This is a genomic window from Claveliimonas bilis (genome assembly GCF_030296775.1).
Lineage (GTDB): Bacteria > Bacillota > Clostridia > Lachnospirales > Lachnospiraceae > Claveliimonas > Claveliimonas bilis.
In genome coordinates, this window is record NZ_AP027742.1 from 160,348 (window position 1) to 173,670 (window position 13,323).

The window sequence follows — 13,323 nt, forward strand, 5'->3', positions numbered from 1 at the left end:
TGAAATTACCCAAAAGGTAATTTCATTTTTGATAGGAGGGGTGGATTGGAACTGATATATGCATCGGAGACACTTAAGTCACAATGTACGAATAGGAAGGCGGCTAAAAAATTATTTCATGGAGATTCGCAATTGTCAGTAAGTTTGTTATCAAGAATAAATGCTCTTCAACAAGCAGAGATATTGAAAGACATTATAGTTCAGCCTATATTTCATTTCCATAAACTCAAAAATAAAAATGGAAGAAATCTGGAAGGGTATTTTGCAATTGATGTTAAGTCCAGAAGGGATCCGTGGAGAATAATATTGCAGCCACTGGATGAAAATGAAAAGCCTTATATTCCATGTAATATAGACCAGATAGCAGGTAAGGTTAAAGTAGTAGAAATTTCGGAGGTGAGCAAACATTATGAGTAATTATATTGAATATAATGATACCATTGCATTTCACCCTGGTTATTATATTAAAGAAATAGTAGATGAAAGTGGTTTGACCCAGGAGGATTTTGCGAAAAGGCTGGATACAACGCCTAAGAATCTTAGCCTTCTTATTAGAGGAGAGCAGAATTTATCCATTGATATTGCAATGAAATTGTCTCGTATGATGGGAACTACGGTTTCTTATTGGCTTAATCTTCAAAATGCTTATGATGCTTTAATTGCGGAATTTAAATCAGAAGAAGAATTAGAACAAGAAAAAGAAACTTTCAAATCATTGGATTATAAGTATTTTCGGGAGAATTTTGGATTACCTGATTTGCCAAGAAAAATTGATGAACAGATTATTGAAGTGAGAAAGTTCCTTAAAGTTGCCACATTGTCTGTTTTCAAGAAAAGAGATATGGCTGTAAGCTTTCGAAGTGCTTCAAATGAAATATCTAATGCCAATATAATTAAGGCAAACGCTATGGTTCAAATTGCCATTAATAAAGCCTTGATTATTGATGCTCCAAAGTATAATAAGATGAAATTTAAGCAGGCCGTAGATTATGCATTATCATTAACAAAGAACCATGAAGATTTTTATCCTTTGATTAAAAATGCATTTCTTGAAGCAGGAGTGATTTTTGTTATTCTTCCTAATTTGCCCGGTTCTAAGATTAACGGAGCAACAAAGAAGCTCGAAAAAAATGTAATGCTCATGGTAAATGACCGACGATTAAATTCAGATACATTCTGGTTTACACTCTTCCATGAAATTGGTCACATCATTCATGGTGATTATGGAATTTCATTTGAACAAGAGACCGGAGAGAAGGAAGAAATTGCAGATAAATTTGCGGCAGATTCTTTGATTGATCCAGGTGAGTATGAGAAATTTACTAAAGAGAAGATATTTAGTTTAGCAACAATACAGGAGTTTGCAGACTTGATTGATCGAGATCCTGGGATTGTTTTGGGAAGATTGCAAAATGACGGCTTAGTCAGATATGATGATAGGACATTACAGTCATTAAGGCATAAATATAAAGTAAAAACTTTTTGTTGATATCGGAATAAGAATTTGGGCGAAGTGCTATGATTAGCACTTCGCTTTTAGATTGACAAACATACTGACGGTATGATACCATATACATACTAATAGTATGTATATGGGAGGCGGATAAAATGGCAAGAAATAAACATCCCGAAGAGACAGTCAATCTCATATTAGATGTTGCTTTCCGGCTGTTCATGGAGAAAGGGTATGAGCATACCTCTATTCAGGATATTATTGATAATTTGGGAGGACTTAGCAAAGGAGCCATCTATCATCATTTTAAATCAAAAGAAGAGATCTTAATGGCAGTGACGGATCGTATGACGGAGGAATCCAACCGGACTTTGATGGAAATTCGAGACCGGCAGGATCTTAACGGAAAAGAAAAGTTAAAGACAATTTTCAAAGCATCGATCTGCCGTCCTGTGCAGAATGATATTTTTACAGTTGCTCCGAATTTCAGTAATAATCCAAAACTTCTCTTTTCGCTGCTAAGTGACACGATAGAAGAAGTGGCGCCAAACTATATTCTTCCCATCATTGAGCAGGGCATTCTCGATGGAAGTATCCGGACAGAATATCCAAAGCAGCTGGCGGAGCTGATCATACTCGTGGCTAACATTTGGATGAATCCTATGATATTCGGAAATACAGAAGAGGAAACCTATTCCAAATTTATGGTATTCAGTGAGATGATGAGAGGCTTCGGACTGGATATCATGGACGAGGAAATGATCGAGAGGATACAGGAGCTGACAACGATTTATCAGAAAAACAAATAAAAGGAGCTGTCCGGCAAAATAAGCAGATTATTGATATGCTCCAATTTACCGGACAGTTCTCTTTTTTTAAAATTATACATACCAACGTGCGGTATTAAAAGGAGGAATTTATCTAAATGAAGAAAAAATTGTTCACGATCTGTTATTAATACGGTCAACTCTTTTTCTTCCTTGACGGGACCTGTGATTGGAGGGATCTTATACAGTGCCTACGGATTAGAAACGGTACTATTGATCTGCGGAATCTGCTTTTTCCTGTCAGCTGTTATGGAAATTTTTATAAAAATACCATTTCAGAAACAGATTTCCGGAGGAAATATATGGGAAACTGTGAAAAAGGATTTTACCAAAAGCGTTTATTTTATTCGCAGAGAAAAGCCGGTTGTGGGCAAATGTCTCCTTGTGATCAGCGGAATTAATTTGTTTTTATCTGCTATGATCGTGGTTGCACTGCCGTATTTGATAACAGAAGTCTTGAGTTTTGAAGAAACCCGGGCAAATACACTTTACGGTTTCGCGCAAGGAGCTCTTGCGGGAGGAGGACTGGCAGGAGCCATGTGTGCAGGTATATTCAGAGAAAAGCTGACGATCAAAAGAGCAGGCAATCTGCTGACCGCCTGCGCCTTATCTGTACTTCCCATGAGTTTCACTTTACTGCTGACTCCATCTGAAACGATAAATTATATGATTATTGTATTATGCTGTTTTGCGGTTATGGTGTTTTCCACTGTTTTTTCTGTACAGATGATGTCATTTATACAGACGGAGACGCCGAAAAATTTAGTAGGAAAAGTGATCGCGGTCATGATCACTGTTTCTACATGCGCCCAGTCATTAGGCAACGCACTTTACGGTATTTTGTTTGAATTGGGAAAAGGGGCGGAATTTGCCGTCATTTTATTCTCCGGAATTGTCTCTTTGTCTATTGCTATGAAAACAAAGAACATATTTGCCCGACTTTAATTATCTGTAAGATATTCGCTTCGTTTCGCTCTCTATGTGAAAATCAAAAAATAAGATTTTTTGAAATTTTTAACAGGTGTCGTTTTTATACGACACCTATTGCTGTATCTTATGATTAAACAAGTTGATTGGAACAAAAAAGGAGAGTGGAACGATGAAAGGTTACAATACAGAAAACGGCTATATGGGATATGTTGACGGCGAATATCAGTTGTTTGCAAGTGAAGCGGATTATGCAGAGTGGATGGAAGAGTAAAAGGGAGGATATGAAGAAAATGGAAAAAGTATATTTCACACTAACTGGAACAGAACATTATTATGGTTCAGAATTTCTAGAACCTGGTATGAAAGTGCAGCTTGAAAAAGAGCCGGAGAATAAATATGATAAGGAAGCCATCCGTGTGGAAATAGAAGGGCTTGGTCGAATCGGCTATGTGGCAAACAGTATCTATACTGTCGCTAAATTGAAATTTTAAATTCCGGTGAAGAGGTAAATTCCACCATACTTTATTTTTCGCGGATTTTACAGGGGATTTTTAAGCAAAATCTCCAGTTTTCTGTTATAATTAGCTAAACTCATCGAAAAATACTTGATTTCTGGGCATGGGAAACGGACCGCTGGAATACGGTGTGCGGGACTGAATTCCACCGGCCACATCTAAAAAATGTGAAACGTTTACTTCCAGTCTGACAGCAGATTTCGATCAGTTGATTAGTGATTAAAGCGGATCAGCTTAGGCGTCAGATTTACCTCATCCGGGGCAATCGGTCTAAGCTGAAATGCGTTTAAGACCTCTTCTCCAAGTGCTTCCAACGCGACGCTGTATGGCGTCCTCCCACCCAGGCTTTCCCTCGGTGTGGAATTGATATGGTTCACAATCAGGTTTACGTCCCATTGTGTAAGGAATTCAAAACTGGTTCCTTTTGGGAGGATCATCCGCAGCATCGTGTGTGCTTGTTCCAATCCGCCCTTCTGCCCACTCTGCATCGGGTCACAGTAATAAATGCTGGAACGCTGTATTCCGTTTACGCCGGTTTCCAAAGCATCCGGATCACCAAATTCAGAGCCCCGGTCCGTGAGGATATATTCAAACACGGAAGTAAATTCATAGGTTCCCATACGCTTTTCCAGACGGTCAAAAACAAGACGGACAGCGCCTTTGGTGCAGCGGTTCATCAGAAAAGCAAGGAAGAGTTTTTCTTTGGTGAAAAACATGGTCAGCAAGGTCTTTTTTGATTCCCTGGAAGAATGGACAGTATCCATCTGGACATAGCCTGTAAGGGCAAGGGAACAGAAGTCATGATATAATCGGTTGCTAAAGACTGCTCTGTCCGTGATCTGTGTTTTATGGCACCTTCTTGGTTTGAAATGAACTTTCCGTTTCAGATCTATGTTCCTTGCCGTAAAGAGTCCCTGGTCAAGATACGAATACAGGGTACGGACGGACATATCCAGCTCCGGATGGTTTGTCAGGATATGATAGGGAGACTGTCCCTGTTCGATCAGAGGGGAAATGATCTGATCCTTTTTGTGAAGCTCCCGTTTGGTCATGTTAATACCTGTTCTAGAATCCCGGAGTTTTTCCCGGTATTTCCTGTCAGCGAACCTGGCGTTATAAGAGTATTTGTGGGCAAGCGTGCAGTGATTGATTTTTTTCGTACAGCCGTTGCAGACATAGGGAGCCCGGTCAAGCCTTACGCAATGCTCTTTTTCAAAGTTTCTGCAGGTTTGGTTGCAGGTAGGACAGGATGCGCATTTGATTCCGCACAGGACAATCTTTCCACAGGCGTTCGTTTTCTTACAGTGATAGCGGTGAATACAGAAGTTTTTGGCATTATAGAAAGTCCCTTTGTGATACCAGTCTGAGAGACGGTGAGCCCTGACTTCTTTAGAGATTGTAGTAGGATCCTTACACAGGAACCTGGCAATATCCTTAAAGGAAGTGCCCTTATTTAGTTCGTTTTCGATATAGATACGGTTTTCAAGGGTAAGATGTTTTTGGTTACCAGGAATATATTTACTCATGATGAGCCTCCTTCTACTGCTGTCAGAAGGAGAGATAACCATACCATGGATGTATGAAAGAGTAAATATCAACTGTGCAGAAGTAAACGCTACTACCCGTAGGAGAGGTGGAATTTAAAATTTCATTTTTGGTATCTATACTGTCATGGGGGAGAGCATGAGCGCGGGGAGGTTGTATGATAAAATAGAAAATAAGGCTTTCGGAAAAATTGTTTTGATAACAGAAAAAGGAGTTCTCTGTAAAATATGTAAAAAAAGCCTGCGTCCTCCTTTTGGTGTACAATAATTTTACCAGCTATGCTATACTCATGATATATACCCTGTAAAGAGAGGGGAAGTATGATGAGGAATCCTGTGAAGAACATGATAAAAACTTCATAAGGGGCATCGGCGGGAGGGAAGAAGACATGCCAAAAGGAAGTAATCAGAAACTAAAGTTATACCGTCTTGCGCAGATCATGCTGGAAAATACAGATGATGACCACTATATTACAATGCCGGAGATCATGAGCGCTCTTGAAGCATATGAGGTTACTGCTGACCGGAGAACGATCTATGCGGATTTAAAAGATCTGGAAGCACTGGGGATCGAGGTAGAAGGAGAGCCTGTCGGCGGCGGATACCGGTATCATGTTGTGGAAAGACCTTTTGAGCTGCCGGAATTAAAGCTTTTGGTGGATGCGATCCAGTCGTCAAAATTTATTACTGAGCGGAAGACAAATGCGCTGATACGGAAGCTGGAGAAGCTGGTCAGCAAATACGAAGCCATGAAGCTCCAGCGGCAGGTATATGTTTCCGGGCGGATCAAAACAATGAATGAAAGTATTTATTATACAGTAGATACGATCCACAATGCGATTTCCGAAAACCGTAAGATCCGCTTCCAGTATTTTCAGTGGAATGTGAAAAAAGAGATGGAACTGCGTCATGACGGCGCCTATTACCATATCAGCCCGTGGGGACTTTCCTGGGACGCTGAAAATTATTATCTGATCGGGTACGATTCCGAGGCCGGGAAAATTAAACACTATCGTGTAGATAAGATGCTGCGGCTTCAGATGTCTGATGAGAAGCGGGAGGGAAAGGAACATTTTAAGAAGCTGGATATGGCAGATTATGCGAAAAAGAGCTTTGGCATGTTTGGCGGAAGGGAAGAGAAGGTGAAGCTCCTGGTGGAAAATACTCTGGCAGGCGTGATCATTGACCGGTTTGGAAAGGATATCATGCTGATTCCGTCGGATGAGGAACATTTTACAGTCAATGTGGATGTCCATGTCAGCACACAGTTTTTCGGATGGATCATTTCCCTTGGAGAGAGGGTGAAGATTCTCGGGCCGGAGGAAGTCGTGGCTCAAATGAAGGAAGAAATCCAAAGACTGGCGCGGCAGTACAGTTAAAATTTGAGAAAGGACAGACAAAAAGATGATCAGAAAATTTAAACCGGAAGACATACATCAGGTGATGCAGATATGGCTTGATGGCAATGTGGAAGCCCATGATTTTATAGATGCGTCTTATTGGAAATCTCACTATGACTCGGTACAGGAACAGCTTCCGGAGGCAGAGATTTACGTATATGAGGAAGAAACAGAAAAGAAAGATGAAATGCAGACTCCGGCCATCCGGGGATTCGTCGGTATGGCGGGAGACTATCTTGCCGGAATTTTTGTGGATCGCCGGTCCCGGTCTATGGGAATCGGAAAAACTCTGCTTGACTATGTGAAGGGAAAGCATGACAGTTTTTCTTTAAATGTTTATCAGAAAAATGAGGCTGCAGTCCGTTTCTATCTGCGGGAAGGTCTGACGATTTCTGCTGAAGGAACAGATGAGGAGACAAAAGAGCCTGACTATACGATGACATGGTGCGGGAATCAGGGTGTCTTTTGAGCAAGGTATTCCCTGACCGCCCGAATCTGCTCCTGAGTAAAGGAGACTTTTCCTCTCGTAATGCCGATCAGTCCGGCTTCTTTTAAAGCATGTATGGTGCGGTTCAATGTCTTGACGGAGATGCCTGTTTCCTCGTGCATTTCCTCCCGCGTGCGGCGGATGACGAAAGTTTGATATTCGTCCGCATATTGAAGAAAATATTTTAAAAGCAGGTGCTGCGGGGGATAAAAGAGGCGGTTTCCTCTATTATAAGAAGAACGGTACAGTTTATAGGCCACCTTCTGAGAAACTAATCTTAGGAGGTGGATATCTTTTGAGATCCAGTCTTCAAAATCTTTTCTGGAAAAATAGAGGACCGTACATTCTGTCAGCGTTTCGATCGTGACAGAGGTTCGTTCTTTTCCGGCCAGTATAGTGACCTCACCGACAAAATCGATGGGATCATTTCTTTCGATCATAAAGACATTTCCATTTTCAAATTCATTGATAACCCGGTGATAACCTTCGCACACAATACCGAAATAATCCAAAAGCTCATCCTTTTGATGGATGATCGTTTTTGGCGCATAGGTTTTGATCGTGTACCGGTTTTTCAACTCTTCCGGCATATAGCGAATGTAAGTTTCCAGTTCAGGAACCTTCAAAAGAAGCTCTTCCAGTGTCATTTCATTTCCCCCACATTTTCTTTTCCTATAGTATACTACAAATTCCGACATAATTTTATGGAAATGTGTCAAAAACATCCCATTTGTCCTTTTTTAAATGAAGAGATTCTTATATAATACTCGCGTATTATAAGTGAAAATAATAGATAAAAGACAAGTATGGAAGAGAAATGGGAGGGTATCTATGAAAAAGGAAATTTACATGTATCCGTCGACAAAAGCGAGATTTCAGGCAGAATATAAGATCTTTCTTCTGGCTTTTGTTTTTATTGTAATCGCCGATTCCATCGGACAGATCAAAGTTCCGCTTGGTCCGGGGACACTGATCTTATTTCCTATTTTTTACTCGCTTCTTCTGGGAATTATTTCCGGTCCTGAAGTGTTGAAGATTTTTAAGAAAAAAGAAGTAAAAGCAGCTTCCAAGCTGGTTATTGTGGCAATCTGCCCTTTTATTGCAAAGCTTGGGATCAATGCGGGGGCAAGTCTGGAAACAGTGCTCTCGGCCGGTCCGGCTCTTTTGTTCCAGGAAGTGGGAAATTTGGGAACGATCTTTTTTGCATTGCCGGTAGCGCTCCTTCTTGGATTGAAGAGAGAGGCTATCGGGGCAACTCATTCTATCAACAGAGAGTCTAATCTGGCGCTGATCACAGATATGTTCGGACCGGATTCGCCGGAAACAAGAGGAAGTCTTTCAATTTATGTTGTAGGCGGTATGGTTGGAACGATTTATTTCGGATTTCTGGCAACGATGATCGCCTCTTTGAACGTGTTTCATCCCTATGCACTGGGAATGGCGTCCGGTGTGGGAGCCGGTATCCTGATGGCAAGTTCTGTGGCAAGTCTTACGCTGGTATATCCTGATATGGCAACCCAGATATCGGCGCTTGCAAGTACAAGCGAGACGTTATCGGGACTGACAGGAATTTACGTGGCAATTTTTGTGGGAATCCCGCTGACCCAGAAGCTTTATGAACTGTTGGAGCCGCCTATTGCAAGGCTTAGAAAGGAGCCGAGCGAGGTGCTGACAAGAAAGAAGCAGGAAGCGGAAGATGCAAAGAAAACAATAGAAGAAATTACTGTGGAGGAAGAATAAATGAGATATGCAGAGTGGGGACTTTTGTTGATTATATCCGGGCTGGGAATTGCCCTTGCAAATTTTGTGGGATTTGAGGTCGGATTCATGGATTCTCTTCCGGGAATCCTCATTCTACTTGCGATTTCCGCTGTGGCTGTGGTGATCAGTAAAGTAGTGCCCCTGAAACTTCCGATCATTGCATATTGTTCTATTATCGGACTTCTTGTGGCAAGCCCTATTTGTCCGGCAAGAGAGTTCATCATTGCATCTGCCGACAAGATCAATTTCACAGCGCCTCTTACATTAGTGGGAGCGTATGCGGGGATTTCTATCAGTGATCAGATTAAATCCTTTGTAAAGCAGGGCTGGAAGATGATCATTATCGGCGTCCTTGTTATGACAGGAACTTTTCTGGGATCGGCATGTATTGCCCAGCTTGTACTTGGCTTAACAAACGCAATTTAACCGGGAGGATAGGAAGATGAAAATGCAGGCAGATCTGATGATCCGGGATGGTGACTTTTTAAATGAGGAATTTGAACTGGAAAAAGGAAAGAGTATCCTGATCCGGGACGGAAAGATTTTGGATATTGATACGGCAGAAGAGCTGGAAAAGAAGTATCAGTGGACGGAGGAAATAGACGGAAGCAGATGCATTTACATGCCGGGGCTTGTAGATGCCCATATGCACACGGGACAGCAGCTTCTTCGGGGCAGAGTTCTGGACGAAATGCCTATGATCTGGACAAGGATCATGCTTCCCTATGAAAGTACTCTGACAAAAGAAAAAATGCGCTTAAGTGCCCAGGCGGCAGCGGTTGAGATGATCCGGTCCGGGACATGCGGATTTATCGATGCGGGAAGCTATTACATGGAGGAGGCGGCAGCAGTTTATGAAGAAAGCGGCCTTAGAGGAGCGATTTCCTATTCGACCATGGATCAGAAAGGACTTCCCCGGTCCATAGCCATGGATGCAGAAGAGGCTGTAAAAAGGACGGATGAGCTGTATGACGGCTTCCATGGAAAAGGAAATCTGAAGGTCTATTATTCTCTGCGCTCTTTGATCTCCTGCTCCAGGGAGCTGATACTGGCAGCAGCGCAGAGGGCCAAGGAGCGCGGAACTATGCTGCAGGCTCATATGAATGAATATCCGGGAGAAATTAATTTTTATATGGAACGTTTTCAAATGCGTCCCTATGAATATTTGGAAAAACTTGGCGTGCTGAATGAAAATTTTCTGGGCGCTCACAGTCTTCTCCTTTCGGAAAACGAGAAAGAGATCCTGGAAAAGAGAGGGATAAAAGTATGTCACTGTCCTTTCAGCAATTGCGGAAAAGCAGCGCCTCACACGCCGGAATTGTTGAAAAAAGGTATTACAGCTGCGCTTGGGACGGATGGGGCAGCTCACGGAGGATTAAGTCTCTTTAATGAAATGAAGATTTTCCGTTCGGTAATGAATCTGACCTGGGGCGTGCCTCTAAGCGAGCCTGCCATTATGCCGGCAAAAACGATCCTTTCTATGGCAACAGAAAAAGGACAGCAGTGTCTGGGAGGACAGGACGGCGTAGACGGCTTTCTGAAAAAGGGAGCAAGAGCTGATATCGTCGGCATTGACAGAAGCCGCATTTATATGGCAGAATACGGAAAGATTTCCAACACGATCATGGAGAGCGTGAATGCGGGAGATATCAGGGATTCTGTCAGCGGCGGCAGGATTTTGATGAAAGATTACGAGATACAGACACTGGATGAAGAAAGAATCCTGCATGATCTGAGAAGTTATCAGGAAAGGGCGGAAAGCAATTGATAGAGTATCTGATTATTATAGCGGCAAATATAATAATAGGGGGAATGATCGGCCTGACAGGGATTGCCGGATTTCTCCTCCCTATGCTGTACAGCGGATTTATGGGAATGCCGGCAGCCCAGGGGATGGCTCTTAGCTTTTTTGCTTTTCTGATTTCCGGGATTTTGGGATCCCGGAATTACTATAAGTCCGATAACTTAGATGTGAAACTTGCTGTTACTATCAGTATCGGAAGTATCATTGGGGCAATTGCCGGGGTGTGGATGAATCTTCTTATTGATGAAAGTATTGTGAAACGGATTCTCTATCTGGTAGTGCTGCTCTCCGGAATTTCCATACTGGTGCGCAAGGATAAAGAGAGGGAAGAAGCAGGGAAACGGAAGATACCGGCTGCTGCGGCCATCTTATTCGGTCTGGCGACAGGGTGTATCTGTGCTCTTTCCGGAGCAGGGGGCCCTATTCTTGTAATGCCGCTTCTTGTGACGTTCGGCGTACAGGTCAAAACGGCAGTGGGAGTGGCTCTGTTTAATTCTATCTTTATTGCGATCCCTTCCTGCATAGGTTATAGTATGCAGTGTGATGCGTCCTCTATGGCGCTGTTGCTTGTGGTTTCTATGATCAGTCATGGCGCGGGCGTCTGGATCGGGAGCCGCAACGCGGATATGATAAAGCCGCAGCCGCTGAAAAAAGGAGTGGCGATATTTTCTATTTTGATTGCAATATTTAAATTGATTACCGGCTAAAAAGCAGGCGCTGACAGGGTATTTGGCGGGGTATAATAAGATTCGGCTTGTATATACAGGCCGAATCATTTATAATAGTGCATAATTAGAGCGTAAATTAAGGCATAAATGTTATGATATAGCAGGGAGAATATCAGGAATGAAGAAATATATACGGGCAGCTGCCGCCGCGCTTATTGCTGTAAATATTTTCACAGCAGCGGCGCCAAAACTCTATGCCGCCCCGGAGTCAGACAGTACAGATACAGTACAGCAGGAGGGAGCAGTTGATGGTACACAGGAGGAGATAGATCCGTACCAAAAAGAACTGGAGAATACCTACAAGGAAAAGGTTCAGACCAATGAGCTGGACGGATGGGTCAAAGGTCCGGGCATTTATGGCGATGCAGGAATAGTAATGGACGCGGAAACCGGAGCAGTTCTCTATGGAAAAAACATAGATAAAAAGGAGTACCCGGCAAGTATTACGAAGATATTGACAGCACTGCTGGCGCTGGAGTATGCGGAGATGACAGATGAGGTGCAGATCACGGCGGAGAGTCTTACCTGTCTGGGGTCAGGATATGCTTCTATCGGAATGAAAGAAGGAAATGTCATTACAATGGAGCAGGCGCTGTATGCCATGCTTCTTGCATCATCCAACGAAGTGGCTTATGCAGTGGCAGAAACGGTAGCAAAAGGGCAGGGCGAAGACTACCAGTGGTTTTTGGATCAGATGAATCAGAAAGCCAGGGATCTGGGCGGTTCCAATTCTAACTTTGTCAATGCAAATGGAGTGCAGGATGAACAGCATTATACCTGTGCAAAAGATATGGCTTTGATTGCCTGTGAATTATTTGAATATCCGGAATTTTTACAGATTTGCCAGACGGCAAGTTATACAATTCCGGCGTCAAGTACAACGGAGGAACATATCTTTCAGCAGAAGCATGAAATGCTGCTTGAGGGAAATTCCGAGTATTACAACTATGCGGTGGCCGGCAAGACCGGATATACAACAGAGGCAAACAATACATTGGTGACTCTGGCGGATAACGGAGAAATGAAGTTGGTATGTGTTACATTGAAGACTTATCCCGGCCACGTGTATTCTGATACAAAAGCACTTCTGGAATATGGATTTAACAATTTTAAAAAAGTGAAGATTTCCGGGCAGAATGACAGTGAAAAGATAACATCTATTCCCGACGATGCCTGTGTAACACTTCCTGAAAATGTGAAATTTTCTGATCTGGACAGTGAGATCAGCCGTATGAAAAACGGTGAAGAAGGTCTGTTAAGTTACACTTATCAAGATAACCCGGTAGGAGAGGCAGTTGTGAAGCTTTCAGGGGATAAAGCGTTTAAAGATATTTCCGGAGAGGAAAAAATAGAAGAAAGTAAAATGCCGGTGTGGCAGCTTCTTCTGATATGCTTTCTCATTATTATCGTTTTACTGGCAGTTTGGCTTGTGATAGCAGCACAGCGCCGATCGAGAAGAAGGCGGCGCAGACGGCGCCGGAATCGTCGGGGAAGATAAACGCAGGCACTTGACTTGTCGAGGGTTTCCGTTTATAATTTTAAAGACGTAAAAACAGAAGAATTGACCATGCGTAAAAGACTATGACGAAGACAGTAGGATATATGGGAACGTTCAAGCGAGCCGGCGATGGTGGAAGGCCGGTGCAAGTAGTATATATCTGAATATCACTTTAGAGTCGCAGTTTCCGAAAGGACAGCATAAAATTCTTAGTAGGAACTGACGGGATCCGCCGTTACCGGAAGGCATATGTTGGTATGTTAGGTGGTTTATAAATGAAGGAATGCAAGCTTTCATCCTAATACACAGGATGGAAGCTTTTTTATTCAATACAATTTTACACAGGGTAATTCGCAGTTTTACACATGGCAAATTG

General features: G+C 42.6%; 13 protein-coding genes and 1 pseudogene. 12 read left to right on the plus strand and 2 right to left on the minus strand.

Annotation, left to right across the window (positions count from 1 at the left end; genetic code table 11):
- Positions 1 to 45 precede the first annotated feature (45 nt).
- From R2J37_RS00705 to R2J37_RS00725, 5 genes and pseudogenes are all read left to right on the plus strand, one after another.
- Positions 46 to 417 carry a hypothetical protein gene (locus tag R2J37_RS00705; RefSeq protein ID WP_316265984.1) on the plus strand — a complete coding sequence of 124 codons (372 nt, stop codon included), beginning with the start codon at positions 46 to 48 and terminating at the stop codon, positions 415 to 417.
- A complete protein-coding gene (locus R2J37_RS00710; RefSeq protein WP_316265985.1) occupies positions 410 to 1,489 on the plus strand; it encodes a HigA family addiction module antitoxin in 1,080 nt (359 codons plus the stop codon). Before R2J37_RS00705 ends, R2J37_RS00710 begins: the two co-directional genes overlap by 8 nt.
- A gap of 119 nt (positions 1,490 to 1,608) precedes the next feature.
- Positions 1,609 to 2,262, plus strand: a complete 654-nt coding sequence (locus R2J37_RS00715) for a TetR/AcrR family transcriptional regulator (RefSeq protein ID WP_230107434.1) — start codon at positions 1,609 to 1,611, stop codon at positions 2,260 to 2,262.
- A 183-nt stretch (positions 2,263 to 2,445) separates the two neighbouring features.
- On the plus strand, positions 2,446 to 3,225 hold the full coding sequence (locus R2J37_RS00720) for an MFS transporter (RefSeq protein ID WP_316265986.1): 780 nt from the start codon (positions 2,446 to 2,448) through the stop codon (positions 3,223 to 3,225).
- Between the two features lie 275 nt (positions 3,226 to 3,500).
- Positions 3,501 to 3,683: pseudogene (locus R2J37_RS00725) on the plus strand (HIRAN domain-containing protein); the annotation flags it as partial.
- Between the two features lie 254 nt (positions 3,684 to 3,937).
- Here the strand turns inward: R2J37_RS00725 and R2J37_RS00730 are convergent.
- Entirely contained in the window at positions 3,938 to 5,251 is a 1,314-nt protein-coding gene (locus tag R2J37_RS00730; RefSeq protein WP_316264893.1) for an IS30 family transposase, read from the minus strand.
- Positions 5,252 to 5,658: 407 nt separating this feature from the next.
- Here R2J37_RS00730 and R2J37_RS00735 point away from each other — a divergent pair, with 407 nt between their 5' ends.
- Both R2J37_RS00735 and R2J37_RS00740 read left to right on the plus strand, forming a co-directional pair.
- Positions 5,659 to 6,648, plus strand: coding sequence for a helix-turn-helix transcriptional regulator (locus tag R2J37_RS00735; RefSeq protein WP_316265987.1), 990 nt, complete (start codon positions 5,659 to 5,661; stop codon positions 6,646 to 6,648).
- Between the two features lie 25 nt (positions 6,649 to 6,673).
- The gene (locus R2J37_RS00740; RefSeq protein ID WP_316265988.1) at positions 6,674 to 7,138 is read left to right on the plus strand and encodes a GNAT family N-acetyltransferase; all 465 of its coding nucleotides are present in this window, start codon (positions 6,674 to 6,676) and stop codon (positions 7,136 to 7,138) included.
- On the opposite strand, the gene R2J37_RS00745 is transcribed toward R2J37_RS00740, so the two are convergent.
- Positions 7,123 to 7,803 (minus strand): Crp/Fnr family transcriptional regulator, encoded by a 681-nt coding sequence (locus R2J37_RS00745; RefSeq protein ID WP_316265989.1) that lies wholly within the window; start codon positions 7,801 to 7,803, stop codon positions 7,123 to 7,125. The genes R2J37_RS00740 and R2J37_RS00745 overlap by 16 nt on opposite strands.
- A 184-nt stretch (positions 7,804 to 7,987) precedes the next feature.
- On the opposite strand from R2J37_RS00745, the gene R2J37_RS00750 reads away from it, so the two are divergent.
- The 5 genes from R2J37_RS00750 to R2J37_RS00770 all read left to right on the plus strand — a co-directional run bounded on the left by R2J37_RS00750 (position 7,988) and on the right by R2J37_RS00770 (position 12,947).
- The gene (locus R2J37_RS00750) at positions 7,988 to 8,896 is read left to right on the plus strand and encodes a DUF3100 domain-containing protein (RefSeq protein WP_230107429.1); all 909 of its coding nucleotides are present in this window, start codon (positions 7,988 to 7,990) and stop codon (positions 8,894 to 8,896) included.
- Positions 8,897 to 9,343: a hypothetical protein gene (locus tag R2J37_RS00755; protein WP_230107428.1), complete on the plus strand. Its 447-nt coding sequence runs from the start codon at positions 8,897 to 8,899 to the stop codon at positions 9,341 to 9,343. It abuts the gene before it with no gap.
- A gap of 16 nt (positions 9,344 to 9,359) precedes the next feature.
- Complete coding sequence (locus R2J37_RS00760) at positions 9,360 to 10,685, plus strand: amidohydrolase family protein (RefSeq protein WP_316265990.1); 1,326 nt, start codon at positions 9,360 to 9,362, stop codon at positions 10,683 to 10,685.
- The gene (locus R2J37_RS00765; RefSeq protein ID WP_316265991.1) at positions 10,682 to 11,428 is read left to right on the plus strand and encodes a sulfite exporter TauE/SafE family protein; all 747 of its coding nucleotides are present in this window, start codon (positions 10,682 to 10,684) and stop codon (positions 11,426 to 11,428) included. Before R2J37_RS00760 ends, R2J37_RS00765 begins: the two co-directional genes overlap by 4 nt.
- Positions 11,429 to 11,567: 139 nt before the next feature.
- A complete protein-coding gene (locus R2J37_RS00770) occupies positions 11,568 to 12,947 on the plus strand; it encodes a D-alanyl-D-alanine carboxypeptidase family protein (RefSeq protein ID WP_316265992.1) in 1,380 nt (459 codons plus the stop codon).
- Positions 12,948 to 13,323 lie beyond the last annotated feature (376 nt).